The organism is Microterricola viridarii (assembly GCF_001542775.1).
Classification (GTDB): Bacteria; Actinomycetota; Actinomycetes; order Actinomycetales; family Microbacteriaceae; genus Microterricola; species Microterricola viridarii_A.
Genome location: NZ_CP014145.1, coordinates 1,694,442 through 1,710,448, shown reverse-complemented (window position 1 = coordinate 1,710,448; position 16,007 = coordinate 1,694,442). Strand labels below are relative to the sequence as shown.

At 69.7% G+C, this 16,007-nt stretch carries 13 protein-coding genes; 5 read left to right on the top strand and 8 right to left on the bottom strand.

All coding sequences use genetic code 11. The features are described from left to right. Nucleotides 1-12 precede the first annotated feature (12 nt). Both AWU67_RS07905 and AWU67_RS07900 read right to left on the bottom strand, forming a co-directional pair. The gene (locus AWU67_RS07905) at nucleotides 13-909 is read right to left on the bottom strand and encodes an LLM class flavin-dependent oxidoreductase (RefSeq protein WP_067227628.1); all 897 of its coding nucleotides are present in this window, start codon (nucleotides 907-909) and stop codon (nucleotides 13-15) included. Beyond that, a complete protein-coding gene (locus tag AWU67_RS07900) occupies nucleotides 906-3,131 on the bottom strand; it encodes an LLM class flavin-dependent oxidoreductase (RefSeq protein WP_082716846.1) in 2,226 nt (741 codons plus the stop codon). Before AWU67_RS07900 ends, AWU67_RS07905 begins: the two co-directional genes overlap by 4 nt. Before the next feature lie 210 nt (nucleotides 3,132-3,341). On the opposite strand from AWU67_RS07900, the gene AWU67_RS07895 reads away from it, so the two are divergent. Beyond that, nucleotides 3,342-5,234, top strand: a complete 1,893-nt coding sequence (locus tag AWU67_RS07895) for an FAD-binding monooxygenase (RefSeq protein WP_067227625.1) — start codon at nucleotides 3,342-3,344, stop codon at nucleotides 5,232-5,234. Nucleotides 5,235-5,308: 74 nt separating this feature from the next. Here the strand turns inward: AWU67_RS07895 and AWU67_RS07890 are convergent, their stop codons facing one another. Next, nucleotides 5,309-5,719: a hypothetical protein gene (locus AWU67_RS07890; RefSeq protein ID WP_067227622.1), complete on the bottom strand. Its 411-nt coding sequence runs from the start codon at nucleotides 5,717-5,719 to the stop codon at nucleotides 5,309-5,311. 146 nt (nucleotides 5,720-5,865) lie between these two features. Here AWU67_RS07890 and AWU67_RS07885 point away from each other — a divergent pair, with 146 nt between their 5' ends. Genes AWU67_RS07885 through AWU67_RS07875 form a run of 3 tightly spaced genes read left to right on the top strand, consistent with a single transcriptional unit; the run spans nucleotide 5,866 to nucleotide 7,894 of the window. Beyond that, a complete protein-coding gene (locus tag AWU67_RS07885; protein ID WP_067227619.1) occupies nucleotides 5,866-6,294 on the top strand; it encodes a DUF6325 family protein in 429 nt (142 codons plus the stop codon). A gap of 57 nt (nucleotides 6,295-6,351) precedes the next feature. Beyond that, a complete protein-coding gene (locus tag AWU67_RS07880) occupies nucleotides 6,352-6,633 on the top strand; it encodes an SHOCT domain-containing protein (protein ID WP_199922360.1) in 282 nt (93 codons plus the stop codon). Between the two features lie 58 nt (nucleotides 6,634-6,691). After that, a complete protein-coding gene (locus AWU67_RS07875) occupies nucleotides 6,692-7,894 on the top strand; it encodes an AI-2E family transporter (RefSeq protein ID WP_082716845.1) in 1,203 nt (400 codons plus the stop codon). A gap of 16 nt (nucleotides 7,895-7,910) precedes the next feature. Here AWU67_RS07875 and AWU67_RS07870 read toward each other — a convergent pair whose 3' ends face one another. Next, complete coding sequence (locus AWU67_RS07870; protein ID WP_067227617.1) at nucleotides 7,911-8,294, bottom strand: SHOCT domain-containing protein; 384 nt, start codon at nucleotides 8,292-8,294, stop codon at nucleotides 7,911-7,913. 212 nt (nucleotides 8,295-8,506) lie between these two features. Here AWU67_RS07870 and AWU67_RS07865 point away from each other — a divergent pair, with 212 nt between their 5' ends. After that, complete coding sequence (locus AWU67_RS07865) at nucleotides 8,507-8,833, top strand: carboxymuconolactone decarboxylase family protein (RefSeq protein ID WP_067227615.1); 327 nt, start codon at nucleotides 8,507-8,509, stop codon at nucleotides 8,831-8,833. A 29-nt stretch (nucleotides 8,834-8,862) separates the two neighbouring features. Here the strand turns inward: AWU67_RS07865 and AWU67_RS17895 are convergent, their stop codons facing one another. The 4 genes from AWU67_RS17895 to AWU67_RS07845 form a co-directional block, all read right to left on the bottom strand. Next, complete coding sequence (locus AWU67_RS17895) at nucleotides 8,863-11,106, bottom strand: LuxR family transcriptional regulator (protein WP_067227612.1); 2,244 nt, start codon at nucleotides 11,104-11,106, stop codon at nucleotides 8,863-8,865. A gap of 66 nt (nucleotides 11,107-11,172) precedes the next feature. After that, complete coding sequence (locus AWU67_RS07855) at nucleotides 11,173-11,910, bottom strand: IclR family transcriptional regulator (RefSeq protein WP_067227610.1); 738 nt, start codon at nucleotides 11,908-11,910, stop codon at nucleotides 11,173-11,175. Between the two features lie 106 nt (nucleotides 11,911-12,016). Beyond that, complete coding sequence (locus tag AWU67_RS07850) at nucleotides 12,017-14,872, bottom strand: FAD-binding and (Fe-S)-binding domain-containing protein (protein WP_067227608.1); 2,856 nt, start codon at nucleotides 14,870-14,872, stop codon at nucleotides 12,017-12,019. A gap of 85 nt (nucleotides 14,873-14,957) precedes the next feature. After that, nucleotides 14,958-15,863, bottom strand: a complete 906-nt coding sequence (locus AWU67_RS07845; protein WP_067227606.1) for a MurR/RpiR family transcriptional regulator — start codon at nucleotides 15,861-15,863, stop codon at nucleotides 14,958-14,960. Between the last annotated feature and the right edge of the window lie 144 nt (nucleotides 15,864-16,007).

Sequence of the window (16,007 nt, the reverse complement as noted above, 5' to 3'; positions counted from 1 at the left end):
CGATGCCGGCGACTAGCCGCGCTCGCGCGCCACCGCCTCGCGCACGGCGGGCGCAACCTCGTGGGCATAGCGCTCGATCAGCCCGGCGTCGTCGGCGGCCAGGATGAACCCGGAGATGCCATACGCCAGCGCGATGTCCGTGAGTTCGCTGACCCACTGCGACGGCGGGCCCTGCAGGAGCCCGCTGTTTGCCGGCGCGAAGCTGCCGCCGATGTTGAGCAGGCGGCGGATCGCGCGGGGGTCGCGGCCGGCGGCATCCGCCCCCTCGTCAATGAGCGCATTCATCGCTGTGAGCTCGGCCGGGCCGCCCTTCAGGTAGCCGAGCGACGGAAGCCAGCCGTCGCCGGCCCGCCCGGTCATCCGCAGGATGCGCGGCTTGTATGCGCCCACCCAGATGCCGATGTCATGTGCGGGGGCCGGCCCGCGCTTGGCGCCGTCCACGGTGTAGTGGGTGCCCCCGAAATGCACGCCGCCCTTCTGCTCGGTGTCCCAGATGTCGCGCATGATCTGGATGCCCTCTTCGAGCGCCTCGATCGACTGGCCGGGGGTGAGCCGGCTGCCGCCCATCGCCTCGATGGCGTCCCAGAAGCCGCCGGCGCCCAGGCCGAGCTCGACCCGGCCGCCGCTCAGCAGATCGAGGCTGGCCGCGCTGCGGGCGAGCAGCGCGGGGTGCCGCAGCGGCAGGTTGATCACGTTGCCGGTCAGGTGGATCTTCTCGGTGCGCGCGACAACGAAGGAGAGCAGCGTCCACGTGTCGAGGAAGCGCGGCTGGTAGGGGTGGTCCTGGAACGAGGCCAGGTCGAGACCGGCGCGGTCCGCGACGACAGCGAGGTCGACGGCGTGCATGGCTGGCTTGTTCGTGGGGGTGATGAACACCCCGAACTGCAGGTCGTGCCCGTAGTCAGTCATCGTGCGCTCCTCGTGGTGGTGGCGGCTGGTTCGGATGCGGCAGCTTCGATCGCAAAGTTGTCTGTGAACAGGTGCGACGGGTCGTACTCCGCCTTGAGAGCCCGCAGTCTGGCCAGAGTCTGCGGCGGGAACGCATCGTGGATGCGCCGCGGGTTCAGGCTGCTGTCGAAGCTCAGGTAGAGCCCATCGAAGAAGGGCTCCAGCTCGGCCCAGCCGCGGTCCAACCGGTCCGGGTTGGAGCCCATGGCGGCCACCGAGAAGTTGGCGGCCCGGTGGGCGTAGGCGGTGTCGTCGGGGTCGACGACGGATGCCGCTCCGCCCGTCGCCCGGATCTGGAAGAAGTAGCTGGCCCCGCTGGCCAGCAGCCGGGCTGCGGCCTGGGCGAACTCTGGGGTGATGTGCTCGAGCAGGCCGGAGCGGCTGTTCACCTCGCCACTGCCCTCGTTCGCGTCGCCCTGGGCCGGCATCAGCGCCTCGCCGTAGCTGAGCAGCTGCACCGACTGCTGGTACATGGGCGAGATGTCGGCGAAGGGCTGCAGACGGCTGATGATCGTGTCGGGGTCGACCGAATCGACCATGGCGAAGATGCGGGCCAGCACGGGCTCGCCGGGCCGAGCGCCGCCGATGACGACGAAGCTGGTGGTGTCGAGCGGCGAGGCCTCGAGCGTCGCGCCCCACTTCTCCAGGAAGGCGGCGGTGTCGCTGGCATCGAGCACGAGCTGGGCCCAGCCGACGCCGGGCACCTCGGCAGCCTCGAACTCGAAGGCGGTGGCGATGCCGAAGTTGGAGCCCGCGCCGCGCATTGCCCAGAACAGGTCGGCGTTCTCATCGGCGCTGGCGCGCACGTGGCTGCCGTCGGCGAGCACCAGCTCGACGGCGCGGAGGTGGTCGATGGTGAGGCCGTTCGCGCGGCCGAGGAAGCCGATTCCGCCGGCGGTGGCGAGCCCGCCGACGCCCACCCCGCCGTAGTCGCCGGAGCTGATCGCCCAGCCGTGCGGGTCCAGTGCGGAGGCGACTTCGCCCCAGCGTGCGCCGGGGCCGATGCGCACGAGTCGCTTCTCGGGGTCGAGGATCTCGATCGTGTTGAGGGCGGAGACGTCGATGACGATGCCGCCCTGGTTGGTCGAGCGGCCGCTGATTCCGTGCCCGGCACTGCGGATACCGAGCGGCACGTCGGGGTGGCGGCGGGCGAAGGCGACGGCATCCTTCACCTGCTCGACGGTGCGTGGGCGCAGCACCAGGCCGGGCTGCCCGCCGCGCATGTAGGTGGAGTGCACGGCGGCGTAGTCGTGGTCGCCCGGCTCGATCGCGCCGAGCGCGCTCGGCACGGATTCGTAGTCGATGCCAGCGACGCGGCGGGCCAGGGCCGCCGCCGGGCGCACGGCCGAGGCCGTGGAGAGGCCGGGGATCGCGGCGTCGGCCGCCTCACGCAGGGCGGGGGCAACCTCGGTGATGAAACGGCGGATGACGGCCGGGTCAGCGCTCCGCAGCAGGATGTCGCCGATGCCCTGATCGCGCACGAGCGGCAGCAGCCCCGCCACCCAGTCGGCGCTGGCCGCATCGCCGGACAGGTTCTCGGGAGCCGCGACCTCAAGCACACGGCGGATCTCGCGGGGGTCGCGGCCGGCGTCTCGAGCCGCGGCATCGAGCATGGCGTTGCCCGCGTCCAGGAGTGCCTCGCCGGTCGGCTGGCGCAGGAGCCAGCCGTCGGCGCTGCCCCCGGCGAGTTTGAGGAGTGCGGGGCTCTCGCCGGCAATGCGGATCGGAATCCTGTGGGCGGGCAGCGGCCCGCCGGAGGCGCCGTTCAGCTCGTAGTGCGCGCCGCTGTAGCGGAGGGTGGACCTGCCGGCGCCGGCCCAGACGCTGCGCAGGATGTCGATGGCCTCGCCGAGCGCCTCTGAATCCTCTGCGCTCAGACCGAGCTCGAGCCGGCCCGCGGCGAGTAAGTCGAGGCTCGCTGTCGCCCGGCCGAGCACCGCCGGGTTGTGTCGGCCGAGCTCGACGACGGGAGCGATGCCGATGCGCTCGGTGCTCCCGGCCAGCCACGAGGCGAGGCTCCAGGCGTCCAGGCCAGGGGCCGCCTGTTCGGAGCAATCAGTGACCGACACGAGGTCATAACCCAGTTTCTCTGCGAGCGCTGCCTGATCAAGCAGGTCGGCGGGTTCGGCGCCCGGCTGCAACGCGAGCCCGAAGCGAAGGGGATGCCCATAGTTGTTGTCCACGCTCCCAGCTTGCTGGTCCGATCTCGTCAGCGCAAAGCAGCAGTAAGTCGCTAACCATTCGTAAGCCGAGTGCTGCCGCGCGCGCTCAGTTGTATCTCAGGAGCGCTGGTCATATGATCACTAGAGCGATATGCGAACCATGTGTTCGATTATCGAACAGTGCAGTTGCATCACACAGAAGAGTCACCACACAGAGAAGTGAGGAAGCCCGTGCAGTTCCACCACCACGGATACGTGTCCACCGACCCGCGAGTGCAGCCGGTTGCGGGGGTCGGCGTCGACCGCCCGGACGAGCTGCCAGACACTGTCGACGTGCTCATCGTCGGCACGGGCCCGGCCGGTGTGGTCGCAGCGGCGCAACTCTCGATGTTCCCCAACGTCACGACCCGCATCATCGAGCGCCGAGGCGGGCGCCTGCCGATCGGCCAGGCCGACGGTATTCAGGCCCGCAGCGTCGAGACCTTCCAGGCCTTCGGCTTCGCCGAGCGGATCATCGCCGAGGCCTACCGCATCACCGAGATGGCGTTCTGGAAGCCCGACGTCAACAACCGGGAGAACATCGTGCGCACCGCCCGCGCCGTCGATGACCCCGCCGGCATCAGCGAGTTCCCGCACCTGATCGTCAACCAGGCCCGCGTGCTCGACTACTTCACCGAGTACATGGCGAACTCGCCGACGCGCATGAAGCCGGACTACGGCTACGAGTTCGTCGGCCTCGAAGACACGAAGGCGGGGGAGTACCCCGTCACGGTCACGCTGCGGCACACCACCGGCGAGTTGGCGGGACAGGAGAAGATCGTCCACGCCAAGTACGTCGTCGGTGCCGACGGCGCCCGCAGCGCGGTGCGCGACTCGATCGGCTGCTCCCTGCGCGGCGACCAAGCCATGCACGCCTGGGGCGTCATGGACGTGCTCGCGGTCACCGACTTTCCCGACATCCGCACCAAGTGCGCGATCCAGTCGGAGGAGCACGGCAACATCCTGCTGATCCCGCGCGAGGGCGGCCAGCTGTTCCGCATGTACGTCGACCTCGGCGAGGTCGCGGATGACGACAACGGCGACGTGCGCAAGACGACGATCGAGCAGATCATCGCCCAGGCCAACGCGATCATGCACCCGTACACGCTCGATGTGAAGAACGTGCCGTGGCACAGCGTCTACGAGGTAGGCCACCGCCTCACCGACCGCTTCGACGACGTGCTGCCCGAGGAGCTCGGTACGCGCACGCCGCGCGTCTTCATCACCGGTGACGCGTGCCACACCCACAGCGCCAAGGCCGGCCAGGGCATGAACGTCTCGATGCAGGACGGCCTCAACATCGGCTGGAAACTCGGCTACGTGCTCGACGGCCGCAGCCCGGAGAGCCTGCTCAGCACCTACTCGGCCGAGCGCCAGGTGATCGCCAAGAACCTCATCGACTTCGACAAGCAGTGGTCCACCCTGATGGCGACGCGGCCGGAAGACCTCGACGACCCGACCGAGCTCGAAGACTTCTACACCCGCACCGCCGAGTTCCCGTCCGGCTTCATGACGCAGTACACGCCGTCGATGCTGATCGGCGAGGCCAGCCACCAGGAGCTCGCCACCGGGTTCCCGATCGGCAAGCGTTTCAAGTCGTCACCGGTCGTGCGGGTCTGCGACACGAACCCGGTGCAGCTCGGCCACCACCACCGCTCCGACGGGCGCTGGCGCGTCTATGCCTTCGCGGATGCCGCGGCGCCGGGCACCAACTCTGACCTCGCCGCGTGGGCCGAATGGCTGAGCACCGCACCGGAGTCGCCGCTGCGCGTGCACACGCCGGAAGGCGGCGACATCGACGCAGTCTTCGACGTGAAGGTGGTCTACCAGCAGCCGCACACCGAGTTCGACATGGACCAGGTTCCGGCCACGTTCCTGCCGAAGACGGGCCCGTTCGGGCTGACCGACTACGAGAAGGTCTACAGCACGCTGGAGGGCGACGACATCTTCGAACAGCGCGGCATCAGCCGGTCCGGAGCCGTCGTGGTGGTGCGCCCCGATCAGTACGTGGCGACGGTGCTGCCGTTGACGGCATCCGCAGAGCTCGCCGACTTCTTCGCGCAGAACCTGCTGCCGGCCGCCTAGCCGGTCTCCGCGGGGCGGGCCGGCGAGTGCCGGCTCGCTCTGCGCGGAACACGCCGACGGGCAGGGCCGGTGTTTCAGGTGTCGGAGCGGAAGTACGCGTTCGAGCTCGGAATGTAGAGCAGAACGAGCGCCGCGACCGAGATGAGGATGCTGACGACGGCGACCCAGATCAGCCAGAGCGCCAGCTGGGTGAGCCAGACCGCGCCCGCGATCGAGAGCACCTGGAAGATGGTCATCACCACTCGGGCGCCGTTGATGCCGCTGAACAGCCCGCCCGCGACGATGAGGATCACGGCGCCGAGTATCGTGACGGCGATGGCCAGCGTGAGGAACGGCACACTGCCGCCGAAGCCTTCCACGAGCGTGGTGTTGTTGACCTGCAGGAGCAGCAGGATGCCGGTGATCACGTTGCCGGCCCCAGAGACCCAGGCGATGACCGCGACTGCGGTGACTCCGGCCGGGCGGGCCGTCTCTGGCGTTGTCATGGGCGCCTCTTCCTGCTCGAAATGCTTGCGGGTGCACGCTAACCCGGGCACCCGGAGGGCGCTTCACCCGAACTGCGTGATGCGGCTGCACGGCTGCGGCGGGAGCATCGAACCGCGTGGCAGGACCGCGGATGAGAGGCGTGACGATGAGTGACTTGGAATTCGGACCCGTTGAGCTCGTGCTCGCCGCGTTTGAGGGTGATCGTCCCAATATGGGTGTGATCGAGGCGGTGCTGAGCCTGGTGGATGCCGGCACGGTGCGCCTGCTCGACCTGGTGCAGGTCTCGTGCTCGGAGGCCGGCCAGCTGAGCTTCCTCGAGGTCGACGAGGCCGGCATCGCTATCGGCGACATCGAGCTGGAACTCAGCGGGATCGCCTCGGACGAAGACCTGGCCGAGTTCGGCGAGAAGGTCCCGCCCGGGACCTCTGCGCTACTGCTCGTCGTCGAACTGCGCTGGGCGGTGCAACTCGCCTCCCGGCTGGCCGAAACCAACGGCTACGTGATCGACTTCCTGCGCATCCCCGCCCCGGCTGTCAACGCCGTTGTCGCCGAAGCGCGCGAGGCGAGCAAATAGAGAAAGGTGCAGCAGATGGCCCCCCTTCGGAGAGGTGGACGTCCCGGTTTGATCGGCATGGCCGCGCGGACCGCGGTCGTCGCCGGTACGGCGACGGCGGTCAGCGGAAACGTCGCCCGCCGCCAGCAGAACCGCGCGAACGAGCAATACGAGTCGCAGGCCTATGAGCAGCAGCAACAGGCGGCAGCCATGGCACCGCCCCCACCGCCACCGCCGGCGGCAGCCGCGCCCGCGGCCACCGACACGGTGACTCAGATCCAGCGGCTTGCCGAGCTCAAGGCCCAGGGCCTGCTGAGCGACGCGGAGTTCACGGCGGCGAAGGCCCAGCTGCTCGGATGACGCCCCGCCCGCGGCGCTGAGCGACCGCCGGCATTCCCACGCGGAGGCTGGAGCAAGCATGTCGGAGAGCATTCCGGAGCCGGGTGGGCCGGCTCCGATTCGGCGATACCCGCGCGGCGTCGTCATCTTGGTCGGCCTCGCCGCCGGCACCGTCGTCGCCATCGGCATGAGCAGCATCAAGTCCATCCTCGGACCGGTGCTGCTCACCATCGTGCTCACGATCTGCGCCCAGCCGGTGCGCACCATGCTCGAGCGGCGTGGGGTTCCCCGCGGCCTGGCGACGGGATCAGTCGTCCTGGTGCTGTTCGCCGGGCTCGCGGGGCTCGCGTACACCTTCGTCATCGCCGTCACACAGTTTGTCGCGATGCTCCCCAACTACGCCGACCAGTTCGCCGAGATCGCCGCGAACTTCGGCAACTGGCTCGCACGGCTCGGTGTCGACTCCACCGAGATCGAGCACGTCAAGAGCGGATTCGATCCGAGCGCCATTGCGGGCTTCTTCGGGGGCCTCGTCGGCGGGGTCGCCAGTCTCACCGCCACGCTCGTCATCATCCTGACCATGCTGATCCTGCTCTCGGCTGACGCCTCCTATGTGCCGACCGTGCTCGTGCAGCTCGGAAAGCGCCGGCCGCACCTGAAGGACGCCCTCGTTGACTACGCACGGGGGGTGCGGCGGTACATGGTCGTCACCACCGTCCTCGGCCTCGTCCAGGGGGCGATCAACGGCATCGCACTCTGGCTGTTGCAGGTGCCGGCCGCCCTTCTCTGGGCGATCCTGTCCTTCCTGTGCAGCTACATCCCCAACATCGGGTACTTCATCGCGATCATCCCGCCGCTCGTCTTCGGCTACTTCGTCGGCGGCTGGCCGACCCTCATCGCGGTGGTCATCATCTACGGCCTGGTCAACGCCGTGGTGCAGTCGATCATCCAGCCCCGGGTCGTCGGCAACGCCGTCGCGCTCAGCCAGTCTCTGACGTTCTTCTCCGTGCTGTTCTGGGCGGTCGTGATCGGCCCGATCGGTGCGGTGCTGGCGATCCCGCTGACCTTGTTGGCGCGGGCGGTGCTGGTGGATGCCGACCCGGAGGTGCGTTGGTGGCGGCCAGCCCTCGGCGATGTCGGCGAGGCCAGATCGATCATGGCTGCGGAAGACGCGGAGGCCAAGGCGAACCGGCATCAGGCGTCCGGCCAGCCCACATCGCGCCGGCGCAGGGGCAAGGAAAGCGGGACCGGCGATGACTCGCCGATCCCGCCCAGTGAGTGAAGCTGACGCGGCCGGCTCACGCCGTCGTGAGCGCCTTCGCCTTGAGTGCATCGAACTCCGCTTGGGTGATTGCCCCGGCGTCGAGGAGCTGCTTGGCCTTCTCAATCTCTGCGGCCGGCGAGCTGCTGGCCACACCGCGAATGTACTCGTCGGTCTGGTAGCGCGCCTGCTGGACCTCGCCCATGCGGCGCTCCGACATGCTCTTCCCGCGTGCGATCAGATAGACGAACGTCGCCAGGAACGGCAGGAACACCAGGAACAGTGCCCAGAGTGCCTTGGCCCAGCCGCTCAGAGTGTGATCGCGGAACATGTCGATGATCACGGTGATGAAGATCCAGATGCACGCGATGGTGATGTACACCCAGAACAGCCACACCAGATAGTCCCAGAACGTGTTCATGTGCGTGCCGCCTCTCAGATTGCCGTGGACTCGGTGGCTCACGGTCGGCTCGAACTTATTGTGCCGCCCAGAGCGCCGCATCACCCCGATCACATGATGGCTCCAGAGGGTCAGAGCACGGTGTTCACCCCATCCGTATGACGCGTTCTCGGCCGAGAAGGCGTCGACTATAGGAGGCAACACTGCTCGGCAGAGACACGCGGGAGGACGATGTGACATCGAACTACACGCAACGCCTGCGCCGCCTCGCGGTCAACGAGCCCAGTGTGGTCGAAGAGGAGTTCAGCGTCACTGAACTCGGCACGCTGGACCCGAAGACTCTGGCCCTGGCCAGGCTCGCGGCTCTCGTCGCCATCGGCGGAGCTGAACCGTCGTTCGGGGAGCACGTCACGGCGGCGGTCAACGCCGGGGCGAACGCCGACGAGATCGTCGATGTGCTCATCGGCATCACCTCGGTCGTCGGGCTGCCGCGTGTGGTGGCCGCCGCGCCCAGCCTCGCCCTCGCGCTCGGGTTCGACGTGGAGGACACGTTGGGCTGACCGCACGGCACCGTGCCCACAGCGCGTGACTAGCTGCCGAGCAGGCCGATCGAGGTCGCCCATTCGACGGCCTCAGAGCGCGAGGAGACGCCCAGCTTGCGGTAGATCGACCCCACCTCGGTGCTCACTGTGTTGCGCGACACGAACAGGCGGGCGCCGATCTCCGGGATCGTGAGGTGTGTCTGCAGATACGGCAGCAGGCGCAACTCGGCGGGGGTGAGCGGGGTGTACCCGCCTGGGCCGCCGGCACTCGCGGAGATGAGCTCGCGCAGCCCGTCAACCTCGGCCAGCAGGGCCCCGAGGGCCGGGCGGTGCATCAGGATGTCGTCGATCTCGCGCATCAAGTGCCGCGCGGTCACGTGATCGCCGAGAGCCCAATAGCATTTTGCGAGGTACAGGCGAACGCGCGTCGCCAGTGCCGGCGCGGCATACGTGCAGACCGGCCGCGCGCGCATGGCCTTGGTCAGCTGCCGTTCGGTGCGCTCCAGGTCGCCGTCATGCAGCGCCAGCCTCGCGGCGGCTACGACGCCGGGCACGGCGATGGCGTAGTCCTGCAGACGATGCAGTTCGACGGATCCCATCGCGCTCGCCACCCGGGGCGCTGCCTCGGCCCAGCGGCCTTTGTCCATGGCGATCAGCGCGAACTCGGCGTCGCTCAGCGCTTGCACGCCGGCGTTGTCGTGCACGAGGGCGAGGTCGGCTGCCTCGGCAAAGTATGCCTGCGCCGCTGCCCCGTCTCCGCGCAGCAACTCTGCCTCTCCGCCGAGGCAGAGTGCTTGCTCCCGCCATGCGCTCCACGAGGGTTCTTGGGCCAGGGCGAACTCTGCGTCATCCGCTGCTTGGGCGGGCCCGGCCGCGCACATCAGCGATCGGAGCATGGCCCTGCTCGATTCGAAGGATGCGGAACCGTCGAACGGCAGGGGGTCGAACGCGGCGCCCTCCAACCGCGTGGCCAGCCGGTCGGCCTCCGCGGCCTGCCCAGACATGACGGCGATCCAACCGGCCAGGACGCCGAGCGGAGGGTGGTCGTCCACGGCGACGTGGCCGAGGTCACCGATCCAGCGCCGCACCGTGGCCATCTGCCCGGATTGGAAGGTGGCCATGGCATGCTCGGCGACCAGACGCACGCAGGTCGCGCGATCCGGAGTCTCCAGCAGGTGCTCGATTGCCTTCGCCGGGGAACCGTGCAGTTCGTACCAGCCCGCCGCGCGCACGTGCAGTTCTGCGACGAGCGCCGGGCTCACGCGGCGCAGCTCGCTCAACAGGAACTCGCGGAACAGCGGGTGGTAGCGGAACCACCCGCGGCGGCGGTCGAGCGGAATAAGGAAGACGTTGGAGTCTTCCAGCTCGCGCAGGCGCGCCTGCGAGCCGGGCTGGCCGAACACCGCGTCGCACAGCTCTGCCGAGAACTGGTCGAGCACGGCGGTGCAGCGCAGGAAGCGCTGGGTGTTCTCCGGCAGGGAGGCCAGCGACTCCCGGTAGAGGTAGTCGGCGACGTAGCGGTCGTCACCGGAGATCACGGCGGCGCCGTCCGCATTGTCGTGAGCGATCATGGCCGCCAGGTGGAGGCCGACGGGCCAGCCCTCCGTACGCTCGATGACAACGGCGGCGAGTGCGGGGGTCAGCGGAACCTGGGCCTCAGCGAAGATCCTCCGCGCGCCGTCGGCATCCAGGGCGAGACTGTCCGCGCCGATCTCGAGCGTCTGCCCCGCAGCACGAAGGGTGGCGACCTGCGGTTGCTCATGTCGGCTGGCCATCACCAGCTGTGAGCCGGCTGGCACACCGTCGAGCACGACGCTCAAGACGTCATGGCAGGCGGGCGTTGCGAGCTCGTGCAGGTCGTCGAGCATGAGCACGAAGGGGCTCGGGCTCTCCCTCAGCGCGAGTGCGAGCCGGGGGGCCGCGCGCCCGAGCGCCGAGACCCCGTGTCCGCGCATGTCGGTGACCAGCGCGGCATCCGCCCCCGTGGCCCGCACGAAGGCAGAGGCGAGCAGGGTCAGCAGTTTGACGGCATCGTCATCGAAACGGTCAAGCGACACCCAGCCGACGCTGCGCTCCTCGGCGGCCGCCCATTGGGCCAGGAAGCTGGACTTGCCATAGCCGGACGGCGCGGTGACGGCGACCACCTGGCGGTGCGAGGTGCGGGCCGTCGTGATGAGCGTGGCGCGGCTGACAAAGCCCGCCTGAGGTGCGGGAATTGCCAGTTTCGCGTCCAGGAGCAGCCGGTCCAGCTTGGCTGACTTCTGGGCCGCCACGCGGGTTGACTCGGCCACGAACGAAGCATAGGCCGCGAAAGGCCCGCGCCTCAAGCGCCCGAACGACGCGCTGCGCGGGGCCGTCTATGCGCCGTAGGCGCGCGCCACGTTCTGCGCCCCGAGCGCCAGTCGCCCGGCGATCTCGGCCTCACCGCGCGGGAGTGCCACATGGATAACGGCGATGGAGGCTGGAGGCTGCCCCGCCAGGTTGAGCGGCACCGCGACAGAGGTGAGCGATGGCAGGACCTCATCGCGGCTGGAGGCGTAGCCCTGCAGGCGACCCCTGGCGATCTCGGCGTGCAGCTCCGCGCTCATCCCGGCGCGGAGCTCCTCCGGCCAGGCATTCTCCGGCATCCCGAGCAGGATCGCCTTGCCCGGCCCGCCCCGGCCGAGCGGATGACGGTGGCCCGGCCGGTACGACACGACCGCGACGCTCTGCCGGGGCGAGGCGCTCACCAGGGTGACCGCCTCGCCGCCATCGACCATCACCGCGAGCAGGCAGGTCATGCCCAGTTCGTCGGCGATCTCGCCGAGCTCGGGCAGTGCCGCCTGCTGCAGGTTGCGGGCAACGCCGGAAGAGAGGGCGGCGAGCCCGGGGCCGAGCGCCACCAGCCCGGCGTCGTCGCGGGTGACGAGCGCGTGGTCCTCGAGTGTGCGCAGCAGGCGGTACGCCACCGAGCGGTGCACGGCGAGCGCAGCCGCCAGCTCGGCGATGGAGAGATTGCGGTCGGCGCTGGCGAGGGTCTCGAGGAGCCGGATGCCGCGGCTGAGCGTCTGCGAGCCCGCCTGTACTGTGGCCGGTGCCCCGGGGTGTTCTGCCATGGGTGATCGCCCTCTCTGCGTTGTGAAGCCCTGCGCTCTCTCATCAGGTGCCCGCATCGGAATGCGGTCGCCTTGTTCGATATTAGGACACGGCGGCGGTTCGCGTTCAGCGGGTTGCGCGCTCCAACAGCTCCAGGATGTGCAGGTAGGACTCGCCGGTGGCGCGGGTCATGCCGATCTCGCAGGTGCGGTTGCAGGAAGCGTGCGCGTCGAAGTCGCGCTCGGCCAGCTCGGCCGCCTCGGCGGCCGTCGCCGAGGCGGTCAGCTCCGGGTGCAGCATGCCGCGGTCACCGGCGAAGGCGCAGCAGCCCCAGGCATCCGGAACCACGGCCTCGACGGCGACGGCCCCGGCCAGCTCGCGCAGGTGCTCATTGGAGCCGAGCCGGGTGCTCGAGCAGGTCGGGTGCAGCGCCAGCGAATCAATCTGCTCGTTGACGGACAAACCGGGCAGCAGACGCTCGGCGGCGAAGTCGACGGCGTCGACGATGCGGAGCGAGATGGGCTGCCCGTCGAGTTCAGTCACATTCTCGAGCGCGTGCACGAGGCCCTCGGTGCAGGAGGAGTTGTCGCAGACGATGGGCAGCGCGCCCCCGTCGGAGGCGGCGTGCAGAGCCCGCACAGTCTTCTCGACCGCTGTGCGGTAGCCATCGGCCAGGCCCTTGGACTTCCACGGCGTGCCGCAGCAGAGCGAGTCGATCCGCTCCGGGGTGATCAACTGCACGCCGGCCCGCTCGCAGAGCAGCCGGAACGCGGCCGCGGCCCCGATCCCGCCCTCGGCTGGCCCGAACATCGACCCGACGCAGGCGGAGAAGAAGACGGCATCACCGGTGGCGGGCGAGCCGTGGGCCCGCTTGGCGCCACCGCGCGGCAGGTCGTCGCTCCACTGCGGCACGACATCCGTGCCGAGCACCACGCGCCCGGCGGCACTGGCGAGAGTGGCGACGGGTGGCACGAGCCGGGCCGCGCTGAGGGCGACGGATGCCCCGCGGCTGACGCCGCCCCAGGCCTTCGCCACCCCGGCGGCGATGACGCGTGTCGGCGCGTTCGCGTCTTGCTCGCGCAGCCGGCGCACCAGATCGCCCGTGTTGATCAACACCGGGCACGCGGTCTGGCACATGCCGTCAGCGGCGCAGGTGTCGACGGAGGCGTACTCCTCGGCCGCGGCCAGCTTGGCGTCGAGGGCGGTGTCTCCGTCGGCGCGGGCGGCGGCCCGCGCCCGGCGCACCGCGATGCGCTGCCGCGGCGTCAGCGTGACGTCCTTGCTCGGGCAGACCGGCTCGCAGTAGCCGCACTCCACGCAGCGGTCGACCTCGACCTCCACCTCCGGTGTCACCTTCAGGTGCTCGAGGTGGGAGCTGGGGGAGTCGGTGAGCAGCACGCCCGGGTTCAGCACGCCGTGCGGGTCGCAGAGCCGCTTGACCTCGCGCATGACGGCGTAGAGTTCCGCGCCGAACTGGCGCTCCACGAACGGCGCCATGATGCGGCCAGTACCGTGCTCCGCCTTCAGCGTTCCGCCGGCGCCGAGCACGAGCTCGACGAGCTCCTCGGTGAACTGTGCCTGGCGCTCGATGGCTCCGTCGGCGGTGAAATCCTCGGTGAGCAGGAAGTGGATGTTGCCGTCCTTGGCGTGGCCGAAGATGACGGCGTCGTCGTAGCCGTGGCGCTGGAACAGATCCTGGAGCGCGGCGCAGGTTGCGGCCAGCCGCTCGACGGGCACCGCGATGTCCTCGAGCAGGGCTGTCGTGCCGGGCTTCCGCACGCCGGCGATGGCCGCGTACAGGCCCTTGCGGAAGTGCCACAGCCGGGCACGCTCCTTCGCGTCGCGGGTGACAGCGAGGGCAGGGGCGCCGGCCGCCGCGAGTGTGCGGGCGGCGTTCTCGATCTGGGCGGCGAGGTCGGCGTCATCCGCCCCGTGGTACTCCACCAGCAGGGCGGCGTGGCCGGTGATCTCCACGTTGTCGATGATGCCGGCAGCGCTGGGGTCGGCCTGGATGACGCGTAGCGACGCCGCATCCATCAGCTCGAGGGTGGCGGCGCCGGTGGACACCAGCAGGGGCAGGATGCCGGTCGCCGCATCGAGGCTGTCGAAGACGAGCAGTGCTGTGCCGATGGCCGGCGCGATCGGCACAGTGTCGAAGACGGCCTCGGCGACGAATCCGAGGGTGCCCTCGCTGCCGACGAGCAGGTGGGCCAGGATCTGGACGGGCTCGGTGTGGTCGAGGAACGAGTTCAGCCCATAGCCCATGGTGTTCTTGCCGCGGTACTGGCGCTCGATCTCGGCGACCAGGTCGGCGCGGCCGCGGATCTCGTCGCGCAGCCGGGCGAGGCCCGAGTGCAGGATGGGCTCGGCGGCCGCGAGCAGGGCGTCGGCGCCGGGCAGCGCGGTGTCGACGATGGTGCCGCTCGGCAGCACGACGGTGAGCGCGGCGAGGGTGCGGTAGCTGTTGTGGTGGGTGCCGCAGGCCATACCGCTGGAGTTGTTGGCGATGACGCCGCCGATGGTCGCCGCGATCTCGCTGGCCGGGTCGGGGCCGAGCTTGCGGCCGTGTCGGATCAGGCGCGCGTTCACCTGGCGCACGGTCGCGCCGGGCTGTACGCGCACCCGGGCGCCGCCGTCCTCGACCGCGATGCGGCGGAATGCCGAGCGCGTGTCGAGCAGGATGCCGTCACCGGCGGCCTGACCGGAGAGGCTGGTGCCGCCAGAGCGCACGGTCACGTGCCGCCCGGCATCCGCGGCGAAACCGAACACCGCGGCTACGTGCTCGATGCTCTGCGGGGTGACGACGGCCTCGGGGGTGAGCAGCACGTGGGAGGCGTCAACGCCCGCGACGACGCGATCGAACTCGGCGACGCTCACGCCCGCTGCAGCGGACGCGCCGCCCAGCACGCGGCCGAGCTCGGCGGCGAGCGACTCGTCGCCGACGGAGACGGCGGAACGACTGGCGGTTGCTGAAGGGGTCATGCTGGCGTGCTTCCTGACGGTGTTCGGGTGTGACTGTGCGGGCGCACAGCGACGAGGGTGGCGGCGAGTGACGGGGGCACGGCGCTCATGGGCGTCGCGTCCGGAGGTTGTGGACGACCGCGTAGGTGTTGCGGATGGCCTCCATCGACTCCTCATAGTTGGCCTGGGCCACACCGATGAAAATGCAGTCGACGACCATGAGCTGGGCGATGCGGCTGCCGAGGGCGCCGGAGCGGAACACGGACTCGCGGGCGGCGGTGGTCAGTACGATGTCGGCGTGATCGACCAGCGGCGAGCCCTCGTGGTTGGTGATGGCGATGGTCGTGGCCCCGGATGCCCGGGCGATGGCAAGGAACTCGACGGTGTCGCGGGTGCTGCCGCTGTGTGACACGGCGATTGCCACGGACCCGCTGCGCGTGGTGGCGGCCGACGTCCAGGCCGCGTGCGAGTCGGCCCAGTTCAGGGCGGTGCGCCCGATGCGGGTGAGCTTCTGCTGCAGGTCCAGGCCGACGAAGGAGCTCGCCCCGAGGCCGAAGATGTCGACCCGGTGTGCGGCGCCGACCGCATCGACGGCGGCCTGCAGCGAGGCGACGTCGAGAACCTTCGCCGTGTCGGCGATGGAGAGGGTCTCGGCGAGCGAGACCTTGGCGACGATGTCCTCCAGGGTGTCGTCGCGATCCACATCACCGGACACCTCGGGCAGCCCGGCCGTCTCGAAGCCCTCGCGCGCCACATCGCGCAGCACGTCCATGCGCAGTTCCTTGAGGTGGTCGTAGCCCATGCGTTTGCAGAAGCGCACGACCGAGGTGGTCGAGGTGGAGCAGCGCGCGGCGAGCTCGCCGATCGAGAGTTCGGCGGCCGCGCCGGGGTCGGCGGTGAACAGCGCGGCGATGCGCTGCTCGCTCGGGCGCAGTTCGGGCATCACCGCGCGCATGCGCACGAGCACGGCACGCTGAGCCGGAACTCCGGCGCGGGCTTCGGGCGCGGGCATGGGTCTCCTCGGTGATAACAACGCAGTGGCACGCGTTCGTTTCTGCGTGGAGCGCTGGAGGCCCCCGTGAAGAAACTTTGCTACATGAATCGTACATCCGATGTACTTTCGTGACCTACCGAGGGTGTCGCGCCTCTTCGCTCT